Origin of the sequence: Sulfitobacter sp. (assembly GCF_036960155.1) — a bacterium.
Taxonomy (GTDB): domain Bacteria; phylum Pseudomonadota; class Alphaproteobacteria; order Rhodobacterales; family Rhodobacteraceae; genus Sulfitobacter.
Window position 1 is genome coordinate 37,649 of the sequence record NZ_JBALWB010000007.1, and the last position, 12,634, is coordinate 50,282.

Annotated in this window: 12 protein-coding genes; 6 read left to right on the forward strand and 6 right to left on the reverse strand. The window is 51.6% G+C overall.

Annotation, left to right across the window (positions count from 1 at the left end; translation table 11 throughout):
* The first annotated feature begins 82 nt into the window (after positions 1–82).
* The gene (locus V7775_RS15425; RefSeq protein WP_335752802.1) at positions 83–1,297 is read left to right on the forward strand and encodes an NADP-dependent isocitrate dehydrogenase; all 1,215 of its coding nucleotides are present in this window, start codon (positions 83–85) and stop codon (positions 1,295–1,297) included.
* A 47-nt stretch (positions 1,298–1,344) separates the two neighbouring features.
* On the opposite strand, the gene V7775_RS15430 is transcribed toward V7775_RS15425, so the two are convergent.
* Positions 1,345–2,160: a class II glutamine amidotransferase gene (locus V7775_RS15430; RefSeq protein WP_335752803.1), complete on the reverse strand. Its 816-nt coding sequence runs from the start codon at positions 2,158–2,160 to the stop codon at positions 1,345–1,347.
* On the reverse strand, positions 2,161–2,307 hold the full coding sequence (locus V7775_RS15435) for a DUF6356 family protein (protein WP_335752955.1): 147 nt from the start codon (positions 2,305–2,307) through the stop codon (positions 2,161–2,163).
* Between V7775_RS15435 and V7775_RS15440 the strand changes: the two genes are divergently transcribed.
* From V7775_RS15440 to typA, 4 genes are all read left to right on the forward strand, one after another.
* Entirely contained in the window at positions 2,245–2,391 is a 147-nt protein-coding gene (locus V7775_RS15440) for a hypothetical protein (protein WP_335752964.1), read from the forward strand. The two genes, V7775_RS15435 and V7775_RS15440, sit on opposite strands and share 63 nt — an antisense overlap.
* A gap of 91 nt (positions 2,392–2,482) precedes the next feature.
* On the forward strand, positions 2,483–2,941 hold the full coding sequence (locus V7775_RS15445) for an Lrp/AsnC family transcriptional regulator (RefSeq protein ID WP_335752804.1): 459 nt from the start codon (positions 2,483–2,485) through the stop codon (positions 2,939–2,941).
* A gap of 12 nt (positions 2,942–2,953) precedes the next feature.
* Positions 2,954–3,286 carry a DMT family transporter gene (locus V7775_RS15450; protein ID WP_335752805.1) on the forward strand — a complete coding sequence of 111 codons (333 nt, stop codon included), beginning with the start codon at positions 2,954–2,956 and terminating at the stop codon, positions 3,284–3,286.
* 103 nt (positions 3,287–3,389) lie between these two features.
* Positions 3,390–5,207, forward strand: a complete 1,818-nt coding sequence (gene typA / locus V7775_RS15455; protein ID WP_335752806.1) for a translational GTPase TypA — start codon at positions 3,390–3,392, stop codon at positions 5,205–5,207.
* An 83-nt stretch (positions 5,208–5,290) separates the two neighbouring features.
* On the opposite strand, the gene V7775_RS15460 is transcribed toward typA, so the two are convergent.
* The 3 genes from V7775_RS15460 to recA form a co-directional block, all read right to left on the reverse strand.
* Complete coding sequence (locus tag V7775_RS15460; protein ID WP_335752807.1) at positions 5,291–5,578, reverse strand: DUF1330 domain-containing protein; 288 nt, start codon at positions 5,576–5,578, stop codon at positions 5,291–5,293.
* Between the two features lie 5 nt (positions 5,579–5,583).
* Positions 5,584–8,238: an alanine--tRNA ligase gene (alaS, locus tag V7775_RS15465; protein WP_335752808.1), complete on the reverse strand. Its 2,655-nt coding sequence runs from the start codon at positions 8,236–8,238 to the stop codon at positions 5,584–5,586.
* 141 nt (positions 8,239–8,379) lie between these two features.
* Positions 8,380–9,450 carry a recombinase RecA gene (gene recA, locus V7775_RS15470; protein WP_335752809.1) on the reverse strand — a complete coding sequence of 357 codons (1,071 nt, stop codon included), beginning with the start codon at positions 9,448–9,450 and terminating at the stop codon, positions 8,380–8,382.
* A 203-nt stretch (positions 9,451–9,653) separates the two neighbouring features.
* On the opposite strand from recA, the gene V7775_RS15475 reads away from it, so the two are divergent.
* Positions 9,654–10,253: a gamma-glutamyl kinase gene (locus tag V7775_RS15475; RefSeq protein ID WP_335752810.1), complete on the forward strand. Its 600-nt coding sequence runs from the start codon at positions 9,654–9,656 to the stop codon at positions 10,251–10,253.
* On the opposite strand, the gene V7775_RS15480 is transcribed toward V7775_RS15475, so the two are convergent.
* A complete protein-coding gene (locus V7775_RS15480; protein ID WP_335752811.1) occupies positions 10,250–12,562 on the reverse strand; it encodes an ATP-binding protein in 2,313 nt (770 codons plus the stop codon). The two genes, V7775_RS15475 and V7775_RS15480, sit on opposite strands and share 4 nt — an antisense overlap.
* Positions 12,563–12,634 lie beyond the last annotated feature (72 nt).

The following is a 12,634-nucleotide window of genomic DNA, read 5'->3' on the forward strand; positions in this document are numbered from 1 at the left end:
GTATACCATTGCATACCGTCTTTCAATTTAACGATTTATACGCTAAACGGCCTTAAATGAGGTCCAAGTCAAAGGAATGTATATGACCAAGATCAAGGTAGAAAACCCCATCGTCGAACTTGACGGTGACGAAATGACCCGCATCATTTGGGACTTCATCAAGAAAAAGCTGATCCTACCCTACCTTGATGTGGACCTGAAATATTACGACTTAGGCATTCAGGCCCGCGATGACACGAACGACCAGATCACCATCGATTCCGCCGAGGCGATCAAAAAATATGGTGTAGGCATCAAATGTGCGACCATCACGCCCGATGAGGCACGTGTTGAAGAATTCGGTCTTAAGAAGATGTGGCGCTCGCCCAATGGCACCATCCGCAACATCTTGGGCGGTGTGATTTTTCGCCAGCCTATTATCTGTTCCAACGTGCCGCGCCTTGTTCCGGGCTGGACCAAACCAATCGTTGTGGGCCGCCACGCGTTTGGGGATCAGTACCGCGCGACGGATTTCAAATTCCCGGGTGCAGGTAAGCTGACGATCAAATTCGTCGGCGAAGATGGCACCGAAATCGAACATGAAGTGTTTGATGCACCAGATTCCGGTGTGGTTATGGCAATGTATAACCTCGATAAATCCATTATCGACTTTGCGCGCGCCTCGCTCAACTATGGTTTAAACATGGGCTGGCCTGTGTATCTCAGCACAAAAAATACGATCCTCAAGCAGTATGACGGCCGCTTTCTTGAGCTGTTCCAACAGATCTATGAAGCTGAATTTGAAGAGAAGTTCAAAGAATTGGGCATCACCTACCAGCACCGTTTGATCGACGACATGGTTGCATGTGCGATGAAATGGAATGGCGGATATGTCTGGGCGTGTAAGAACTATGATGGCGATGTCCAGTCAGACACTGTCGCACAAGGGTTCGGCTCCCTTGGTCTTATGACTTCTATCCTGATGACCCCAGATGGCCAAACTGTTGAAGCTGAAGCGGCGCACGGGACGGTAACACGTCACTACCGTCAGCACCAAAAAGGTGAAGAGACTTCCACCAACTCCATTGCGTCAATCTATGCATGGACTGGTGGTCTCAAGCACCGCGGCAAGTTGGATGACAACGCACCACTGACCGCCTTTGCCGAGACGCTGGAAAAGGTTGTTGTGGACACCGTTGAAGCCGGCGACATGACAAAAGACCTCGCGCTGCTGGTAGGCCCAGATCAAAGCTGGCTCACCACGATGGGCTTTTTGGAAAAGGTTGACGAGAACCTGAACAAAGCGCTCAAAGGTTAAAACCAACCGTTTGATAATTGAGGGCCGCAGATGATGCGGCCCTTTTTCTATCTAAATGCAGTTTCGAAATGCCGCACCGTGTTGTTTTGTGCAGGAACAAACGGTGTGATTTCACAGTGACGGCCTTCAAATCGGCAAAAGCTCCCCTTGGGGACCTCAATCCAGTTTCCATGATCGGTATCATAGGGCTCTGAAACGACGGCCCAACCCTGCCACTCTTCTGACCATTGATAAAACAACGATGGCGCCAGGTCATCCGACGCATAGCGCACAGCATAAAGCGCCTTGCCATCGGTAAAGGCCGCCGCGCACCTCATGTGGGGGCCAATGCCCCCTTCCCGCGACATAGTCTCAAGGAGGTCCACAGCATGTTCCATTGCCCCCTTTGGGTTCGCATCTAACCCCAAGCCACAGGCAATCAGGAATAAGGCCTCACTGTCGGTTGCCCCCTTGCGGGTCAGGTACAGATCATCTGTGATCAAATGCTCGGCCTTGCGCCGAAACCCCTCAAATCCACCAATCTGACCGTTGTGCATAAACGCCCATTGGCCTTGGACAAACGGGTGGCAATTATTGCGGCTGGTGGCGGTGCCTGTCGACGCACGTACATGGGCCATAAACAGAGGCGAGCGGACCTGCTCGGCGATGCTGCGCAGGTTGGGGTCAGACCACGCCGGATACACATCGCGGTATAGGCCGGGTTCAGGACGCTGATCATACCACGCCACGCCAAACCCATCAGCATTGATCGCCGTCTTACACTTGGACGCTTCGCGCGACTGATGGATCAATGAATGATCAGGTGCGGATAGAATTTCGGAGATAAACAAAGGCGCGCCTTGCCACGCGGCCCAACGACACATTTATTGGCCCCGATTGTGAGTTTTTTCGTATAAATCTGCGATAATCTTACTTGCAGTCTTTTCAAAAAGGCAGGGGATAAGCGCATGCACAAGCGCCGCACCACCAGCCAAAAACAATTTGGCCGCGAATTTGCCTGCGAAAGCCATGTGTTCAAAGAATGTTTCGTCAACTTTTGCGGGGTGGTCGAGGAAGATGCGGTTGATCATGTTAGCTCCATTGCGTTGATCTGAAGGACAACTTACCCGACCTTACCTGTTCATTGATCCCAAATTTATCGGAATTTTGATTGATATTGGGAATATTTCACACAATAATATGAAAATGGATAACATTGACACCTTAGACCGTAAGATATTGACCGCTTTGCAGCGCGACGCGGCACAATCTCTGGACGCACTTGGCACTGAAGTAGGCCTGTCGCGCAATGCCTGTTGGCGGCGCATTCGCGCGTTGGAGGACAACGGCGTGATCACTAAACGGATCGCGCTGGTCGATCCTGCCAAAGTGGGCCTTGGGCTAACCGTGTTTATGCAAATTCGAACAAACGCGCATGCGCCTGACTGGCTCCAAAAATTCTCGGCTGCGACAAAGATGATGCCCGAAATTCAAGGCGTCTACCGAATGAGCGGTGATCTGGATTATCTTATTCGTGCGCGGGTTACGGATATGGCTGGGTATGACGCGCTGTATCAACGTTTGATTTCGCGTGTCCCTCTGTCGGATGTTTCTGCCAGCTTTGTGATGGAAGAGATAAAAGAAACCACTGAGCTGCCATTGTGAAAGGTCTATAATATGCCCGTTTATCTGATACTGGCTTTGGCTGTTCTCGCCGAGACAATTGGCACAACCGCCCTGCAGGCCAGCCAACAATTCACACGGTTTGGTCCGTCAGTTTTGGTGGTTGTGGCCTATGCCATCTCATTTTACCTTTTGTCTATTACATTGCGCTCGATGCCTGTGGGCATTGTCTATGCATTATGGAGTGGCCTTGGCATCATCCTCATTGCGGGCATTGGGTGGGTCGTTTTTGGCCAACGGCTGGATTTGCCCGCACTGTTGGGACTTGCGATGATCATCGGCGGAATTGCCGTCATCCACCTCTTTTCAGCAACAGCACCACATTAAACGCAGGTATTACGCTGTCTGTTAAGCTTGAGGGGTTTTTCGCTGGCCTTTGTGCCCATTGCACGTTAGAGCGCGCTCAATCCCCTGAGACAAGGTAATCCAAATGGACCTGCGCAACATCGCAATCATCGCACACGTTGACCACGGCAAGACGACGCTGGTGGACGAACTATTGAAACAATCCGGCACTTATCGTGAAAACCAGGCGACGACAGAACGCGCCATGGACAGCAACGATCTGGAGCGCGAGCGCGGCATCACAATTTTTGCCAAGCCGACTTCTGTTGAGTGGAACGGCACACGTATCAACATCGTTGATACACCGGGTCACGCCGACTTCGGTGGTGAGGTTGAACGTATCCTCTCCATGGTTGATGGTGTTGTACTGTTGGTTGACGCGGCCGAAGGCCCGATGCCACAGACAAAATTTGTTACATCCAAAGCGTTGAAGCTTGGCTTGAAACCAATCGTTGTTATCAACAAGGTTGATAAAGCTGACGGCGAACCTGATCGCGCGCTTGACGAATGTTTCGACCTGTTTGCCAACCTAGATGCGACAGACGAACAGCTTGATTTCCCGCACATGTACGCCTCTGGCCGCTCTGGCTGGGCTGACATGACACTGGACGGTCCACGTAAAGATCTGTCCGCACTGTTTGAGCTGGTGCTCAAGCACGTCCCTGCGCCTGCGCAGATTGCTGACAGTGCCAAGCCGTTCACAATGCTTGCTACGACATTGGGCGGTGATCCGTTCTTGGGTCGCCTTCTGACGGGTCGCGTTGAAAGCGGCACGTTGAAAGCCGGTCAAACGATCAAAGCAATGTCACGTGACGGCACATTGATCGAAAACTTCCGCGCAACCAAAATCTTGGCGTTCCGCGGCTTGGACCAAACTGCCATTGAATTGGCCGAAGCTGGCGACATTGTCTCCATTGCTGGTATGTCCAAGGCAACAGTTGCTGATACGCTGGCCGAACAGTCCGTTGTTGATGCGATCCCTGCGCAGCCAATCGATCCTCCGACAATCACAGTGACCTTTGGAATCAACGACAGCCCGCTGGCTGGCCGTGATGGTAAAAAAGTTCAGTCGCGCGTTATCCGTGATCGTCTGATGAAAGAAGCAGAATCCAACGTTGCGATCAAAGTGACCGACAGTCCAAGCGGCGACTCGTTTGAGGTTGCTGGGCGTGGCGAATTGCAGATGGGTGTTTTGATCGAAAACATGCGCCGCGAAGGTTTTGAACTTTCAATCTCGCGTCCGCAGGTTTTGTTCCAAGACATCGATGGTGTACGTCACGAGCCTATTGAGGAAGCAACAATCGACGTTGATGACGAATACTCTGGCGCGGTGATCGAAAAGATCACTGGTGTACGCAAGGGTGAGCTAGTTGAAATGCGTCCAGCTGGTGCGGGCAAAACCCGTATTATCGCACACGTACCTTCACGCGGCTTGATTGGTTATCACGGTGAATTCCTGACCGACACACGCGGTACAGGCGTTATCAACCGCGTCTTCCACAGCTGGTCACCACATCGTGGTAAGATCCCTGGCCGTCGCGCTGGTGTTCTGATCTCAATGGAAAATGGTGTGTCTGTATCCTTCGCTCTTTGGAAGTTGGAAGATCGCGGTAAGTTCTTTATCGGCGCTCAAACTGATGTTTACCAAGGTATGGTCATCGGCGAACACAGCCGTGAGAACGATCTTGAAGTGAACCCGCTGAAAGGCAAACAGCTGACCAACGTTCGTGCTTCTGGCACAGACGAAGCGGTTCGCCTGACAACGCCGATCACGCTGAGCCTTGAAGAAGCGATTGCATACATCGACGATGACGAGCTGGTAGAAGTTACGCCAAAAGCCATTCGTCTGCGGAAACGTTTTCTTGACCCGCATGAGCGCAAGCGCATGTCCAAAGCTAAGTAAGATAAAAAAAGGCGCTCCGGATCGGGGCGCCTTTTCTAATTCTAGGATTGTTAAGCTGACACATTGTTCAGCTCATTTCCGGTTTACTCGGTTGTTTCAACAATCATCAGCTCACGCTCTGATGCGCCTTTTGCAAAGGCAAGTGCGGCTTGATACGTCTCCGAGTGGTAGCAACGTTCAGCCGTGTCAACGTCGGGGAATTTTGCCACAACATTGCGCGCGCGCTCTTTCCCCTCGAGCTGAACAAAACGCCCACCCCGTGCGATGAATTCGCCGCCATGCTCTGCGATGGCGACAGTCGCCCCCGCAGCGTATTTTTTATAAGCTTCTTCGTCTGTTACGGTAACGTGAGCAATCCAAAGTGCTGGCATAGTATTTATCCTTTCAGGACGTTTTGTGCGGCTGCAATAGCAGCGTCAGCATTTTCAGCTGATGTACCGCCACCTTGAGCCATATCGGGACGACCACCGCCGCCTTTTCCACCCAGCTCGGCAACCGCCGCGCGCAGGATGTCTACGGCAGACAAGCTACCTTTAAGGTCATCGGTCACGCCTGCTGCAACAGCAGCTTTGCCGCCAGTATCAGCGATCAACAAAACAGCACCAGAACCAAGGCGGGTTTTGTGTTCGTCTACCAGCGCGGGCAAATCTTTTCCTGTCACGCCTGACAAAACCTGTCCGTGGAAAGCGATCCCGTTGATTTCAACAGCATCAGGGGTGCTCGCCCCACCTGACATCGCCAATTCGCGACGCAGCTGCGCCACCTCATTGCTCAGGCTACGGCGTTCGTCCATCAAGGCGCGCACGCGCTCAGGCACTGCACTTGCAGGTGCCTTAAGCTCAAGCGCGGTCTGTACAAGCAGTTGATCCTGCCCCCGCAAATGCGCCATTGCCGCCTCACCCGTCAATGCTTCAATCCGGCGTACGCCTGCGCTGCTTGCGCTATCGCCGAGCATCACAAATGCACCAATATCGCCTGTGCGTTCAACATGCGTACCGCCACACAGCTCAAGCGAATAGGTGTTCTTCTCAACACCTTTGCCGGAACCAGCCTGTTGACCCATCGAGACAACACGTACTTCGTCGCCGTATTTTTCACCAAACAGCGCCTGCGCACCAAGAGCGCGTGCGTCATCTGGCGTCATGATACGGGTTTCAACCATACTGTTCTGCCGAATGTAGCTGTTCACCTCGGTCTCAACCCGCGTCATATCCTCGGCACTGATCGCCTCGTTGTGGCTAAAATCGAACCGAAGGCGGTCTTGCGCATTAAGTGAGCCGCGCTGTGCAACATGATCACCTAGCGCGTGACGCAGCGCTTCGTGCAACAAGTGTGTTGCCGAGTGGTTGGCACGGATCGCAGTCCGGCGCGCATTATCCAGATCAAGAACAGCGGATTGTCCGTTGGAAATGCTGCCTTTTTCAACTTTTGCAAAGTGAATAAACACACCCTGAGCCTTGCGCGTATCTGTCACACGGGCAGTGCCTGTATCTGTCCGGATGATACCAGTATCCCCCAGCTGACCACCACTTTCGGCGTAAAACGGTGTTTGGTTTAGCGCGATCTGGACCTCTTGACCCACTGCGACTTCATTGACGGCTTTGCCATCTTGAACCAAGGCAGCAATCTTACCTTCAGCCGTTTCAGTGTCATAGCCAAGGAATTCGGTCACGCCAGATTTATCGGCAACATCAAACCAGATGGCAGCATCAGCAGCTTCGCCAGACCCCGACCATGCCGCACGCGCCTTGGCTTTTTGCTCGGCCATGGCGGCAACAAAGCCGTCTGTGTCTACTGCACGGCCTTTTTCACGCAGCGCGTCTTGGGTCAAATCAAGCGGGAAACCAAAGGTGTCATATAGTTTAAACGCAGATTCCCCAGAAAGGTTCGCGCCCTCCGGCAATGAAACCAACTCATCGTCAAGCAGCTTCAGGCCACGATCCAGAGTTTGGCGGAAACGCGTTTCTTCTTGCAGCAGCGTCTGTTCAATCATCGACTGGGCCTGTCCTAACTCAGGATAGGCTTGCCCCATCTGAGCAACAAGCGACGGGACCAAACGGTGCATCAGCGGATCTTGGACACCTAAAAGATGCGCGTGGCGCATTGCACGGCGCATGATCCGGCGCAGAACATATCCTCGGCCATCATTGCTGGGCATCACGCCATCGGCCATCAAGAACGATGTCGAACGCAAGTGATCCGCAATAACGCGGTGGTGCGTTTTGCTTGGGCCATCAGGATCGCTGCTGGTCGCATGGGCCGAGGCTTCTATCAGGCTGCGCATTAGATCGGTGGAGTAGTTATCGTTGGTACCTTGCAGCAATGCTGCAACCCGTTCGATCCCCATGCCAGTGTCGATGGATTTGTTCGGCAGGTCCTGACGGGTCCCATCTTCAAATTGCTCGTATTGCATAAATACGAGGTTCCAGATTTCGACAAACCGGTCACCGTCTTCATCAGGAGAACCGGGAGGTCCACCCCAGATGTGATCGCCGTGATCATAGAAAATCTCGGTGCATGGACCGCACGGGCCTGTTGGGCCTGCGGACCAAAAGTTATCGTCCGTAGCGATACGAATAATCCGGTCATCGCTAAGGCCCGCGTGTTTTTTCCAGATTTCCACTGCCTCGTCATCGGTATGATAGACCGTAACCAGCAGGCGTGATGCATCAATGTCCAATACCTTGGTCAGCAGGTCCCATGCCAATGGAATAGCATCTTCTTTGAAGTAGTCGCCAAAGCTGAAGTTACCGAGCATTTCAAAAAACGTGTGATGGCGTGCAGTATATCCAACGTTATCCAGATCATTGTGTTTACCGCCCGCACGGACACATTTTTGCGATGATGTAGCGCGGCTGTAGTCACGCGTCTCAACACCCGTAAATAGGTTCTTGAACTGAACCATGCCCGCAGCAGTAAACATGAGTGTTGGATCGTTACGTGGGACCAGCGGGCTAGACGGCACTATCGCGTGGCCGTTGTCCCCAAAGTAGTTCAGGAAGGTCGAGCGAATTTCGTTGAGCGTTTGCATGATGTCCGTCCTTTGGGCACGCGAAATAATCCTTTTGAGATAACGCTGGCACAAGGGTCTGTCCACAGGCGGCACAGTAAAAAAGAGGCACACCTTGCGGCATGCCCCCTTTTTCAAGTTTGTTTGGTCAATGTTAGCTTATCAACCGTCAAGAATGTCGGGATCATCCATATTTTCGGAGCCGTCAAAATCCAGCCCATGTGCCGCCCGGATTTTGTCTTCGATGTCGATAGCCATGGCTTCGTGTTCGCGCAGGTAGTTTTTCGCGTTCTCACGTCCCTGCCCGATCCGTTCATCTCCATAAGAGAACCAGCTGCCGGATTTGTCCACGAGGCCCGCCTTGACACCCATGTCCAGCAGTTCACCCATCTTCGAGATGCCCTCGCCGTACATGATGTCGAATTCGACCTGTTTGAAGGGCGCCGCAACTTTATTCTTAACAACCTTAACCCGCGTTTGGTTGCCCACAACCTCATCGCGGTCTTTAAGTGAACCAATACGGCGGATGTCGAGACGCACAGAGGAGTAGAACTTCAGGGCGTTACCGCCAGTAGTTGTCTCAGGTGAGCCAAACATGACGCCAATCTTCATCCGGATTTGGTTGATGAAAATAACCATACAATTCGACTTCGATATCGATCCGGTCAACTTACGCATTGCCTTGCTCATCAAGCGCGCTTGTACACCAACTGAGCTATCGCCCATCTCGCCCTCAAGCTCGGATTTTGGCGTAAGTGCAGCAACCGAATCCACGATAACCATGTTTACAGCGCCAGAACGCACCAGCGTATCCGTGATCTCAAGCGCCTGTTCGCCAGTGTCAGGCTGGGAGATGAGCAGTTCATCAATATCGACGCCCAACTTTTTGGCGTACTGTGGGTCAAGCGCATGTTCGGCATCTACAAATGCACAGACACCGCCAGCTTTTTGCTGCTCCGCAACGCAATGCAGTGTCAGCGTTGTTTTGCCTGACGATTCCGGGCCGTAAATCTCAACGATCCGCCCCATTGGCAAGCCACCAATACCAAGTGCGATATCAAGGCCAAGTGATCCTGTAGAAGATGATGTGATATTTTGAACTGCCCCCTCGGCGCCCAGCTTCATAATTGAGCCTTTGCCGAATTGCCGTTCAATCTGCGCCAGTGCGCTATCGAGCGCCTTTTGCTTGTCTGCCGATTTCTTATCCATATTCAAAAGATCTGCCGTTGCCATTGGGGTTCTACCTTTACTGTCACAGGGTGGCGGTGGCGGCAATCGCCCCTGACCAACAAGTTCTTATGTTCTGTTAATGTTCTTATGAGTACAAAGAAGGAACATTTCAATAAGTATTTTCTTATGCCATCTTGTGAGTAGATTGGTTAATAAGGTGTTTATAATGCTAAGTGTCGTACTGGTAGTCTGAATGGAGACCGCAAATGCTTGTTTTCTTTAAAGAACGTCTTGCGTTCCTATCTGTTCCCAAAACGGGAACCACTGCTTATCAGACCGCTTTGGCACCTCGGGCCGATTTGGTGATAACAGATCCACCGCTTTTAAAGCATGCGCCCGTTTACCGATATAATCGCTTCATTCGCCCCATGTTTTTGAATGTTTGTGATGCCGAGATGGAACTGATGGCTGTGATGCGCCATCCCGTGAGCTGGTTAAGTAGTTGGTATCGTTACAGACAACGCCCCTTTATGAAGGATCGTCCTAACAACACCCATGGAATCAGCTTTGAAGAATTTGTGTTAGCGTACATGAAGGGCAAACGACCTGGATTTGCCGAAGTTGGCAGCCAACTAAAATTCTTGGAGAAGCAACCAAACGGCACTGGCGTCACCCATTTATTCGCCTACGAAGATCAAGACCGTTTACAGAATTTCTTGGAAGACCGCCTAAGTATCAAACTGGATCTTGCACGTGAAAATGTTTCGCCTAGCATCCAAGTGGATTTATCATCAGATGTTGAGGAACGGTTTCGCCGCAAGTTCGCGGAAGAGTTTGCGTTGTACGACAGTATTTCTCAAGGTTAGTGAAGCTGTTTGTTCACCGTCTCAGTGAGATCACTGAGCGAGAATGGTTTTGGTAAGAAGACCGAGTTTGGAATCTTCTTTTGAGCCTCGCCTAAGCTATCTTCGGCATAGCCTGACACAAAGACAACCCGTACTCCGGGTCGCTCTTTTAGCGCCTCACGGACCCAGCTAGGGCCATCCTTCCCCGGCATAACAACATCAGTGACAAAGACATCAATCTTCAGGCTGGTATCTTCAAGGGTTTCTAAAGCCGCTTCAGCATTTTCAGCTTCCAATACCGTATATCCGCGCAATCGAAGGGCGCGGCTGGCAAACGCCCGCACTGGTGCTTCGTCTTCGACAAGCAAAATCACACCGCCATTTGGTGAATTTGAAATATTTTTCGGCGTTTCAACAGCTTTTGGAATAATAATCTGCTCTGAGGGCGCAAGAACGGGGAAATACAGTGTAAAGCATGTACCAACCCCTTCATCGCTATCGACGAAAATGTAGCCGCCAGTTTGCTTAATGATTCCGTATGCTGTGGAAAGCCCAAGGCCTGTACCCTCACCCGTACGTTTTGTTGTGAAGAATGGTTCAAAGACCTTTTGCAATTTGTCGGGGGGAATACCAGTACCGTCATCACACACCTTGATAGTGATATAGTTTCCTGCGGGTACAGTAACTTGATCCCGGTGGAGCGGTTCTATCAAGTCTGTACATTCTGTCAAAATCCGGATTTCTCCCCCACTGGGTAATGCATCTCGAGCATTAACAACAAGATTCATCAGGACCTGCTCAAGTTGCCTTTTGTCGGCACGAATAGGTTTAAGAACTGGATCATGGCTCAGTGTTAAGGTCACCTTTTCTCCGACCAACCGATTAAGGAGATGGGTCAGATCAGCCAACGTGTCACGCATATCTAAGGTTTCAGGCCGGAGCGTCTGCTTGCGCGAAAACGCGAGCAATTGCCCAACCAGAGCCGCTGCACGGTTGGCATTCTGATTGATTTGGACAAGATCACTGTAGTCGCCGTCGCCCTGATCATGGCGCAAGAGCAATAGATCGCAATGTCCCGAAATCGCTGTCAGGAGATTATTAAAATCATGTGCTACGCCGCCAGCCAATTGGCCAATGGCTTGCATTTTCTGGCTTTGGACGAATTGTGCTTCAAGCGATTTTAGTTCGGTTGCATCGTGCAAGACTGCGATTAACGCAGGTGTTCCATCCTCTTCGATACGGTTCAATGTAACCTGCACAAATGCTTCGCGATCGCCGCGCGTCAGCCGCAAAAATTCCGACTTTTGCGACAAGCGGCCAGCCAACGTATCCTCAAGCCAATCGGAAATTGAGCGCCCCAACCCTTCCATCAAGGAAGACAGATGTGCGCCCTCAGTCAAAACTATGCCAATCAGTTTTGAAGCACGTTTATTGAATGCCTGAACGGTGCCATCCGGTGCAATTTTAACCATTGGGATCGGCATATCTTGAAAGGCCTGCCAGTCGGGATCTTGTGCAACATCATCAGTCGCCGGGGGTGGCAAAAAGTAGAGTGCCCGCCGTCCTGCTCCGGCGTCTGTTTGTGCGACCAAAGCCATCTGGTTTCCAGAGGTGGTAGCAATCTTCATCACTGTCCCGGGCACAACAACTTGTTCAACAAATACGTTGTCCAACGATTTGCACCGCGCACCGATGAATTGCCTTGCAGCTTGATTCATAGATAAAATTGCGCCGCTTCGTCCGACCATCATCATAGGAAGAATTCGGTTATCGCTAGGAAGCGCTCCGCTTGCTTGAGTGTTTTGGGGTTCTACACGCCAAGCAAAACTGCCTGCCCCAATAGCATGAACCGCCAACAAAAGCTGACCGCTGTTTGTAATGATCTCTTCTCGGGCAGCTCCGCCCACCTCAGCGCGCGATTGAAGTCGAAACAGGATTGCACTGGGGTTAACCATCCGTTCAGACAACACCGATGCGAGTGTCTTATCTTGTGTCTGACCAAATACACGGTCCGCGGCAGGGTTTGCAGATGTGATTTGACCGTCAGATGCGGTAATAAAACTAGGCGCACTGTCATTGGATATAAAATGGGAAACTGATTTCTGGCTTTGATCGCGGGCAATCCCATACCCAGACCGCGCTAATGTTAGAATGAGAACAACACAGATAAGACTAAGCGCAGCGGCGATTGCGGCGCGTTGACCTAGCCCTTCTAGCGTCATCCATGCGGCACCCCCAAGCAGTAAGGCCAAGCCAGCCAAAATGCCTAATCGCTGCGGCGCGATTAGGAGCAGCCGTTCAGTTAACGAAACGCTGGTGGTGTGCTGCATGTCTCCCCTTCCAGAAACGTCCGGAGCAATAGCCCGAATCGTTCTTTTATATTTGCCTTGAAGGGTTAATCA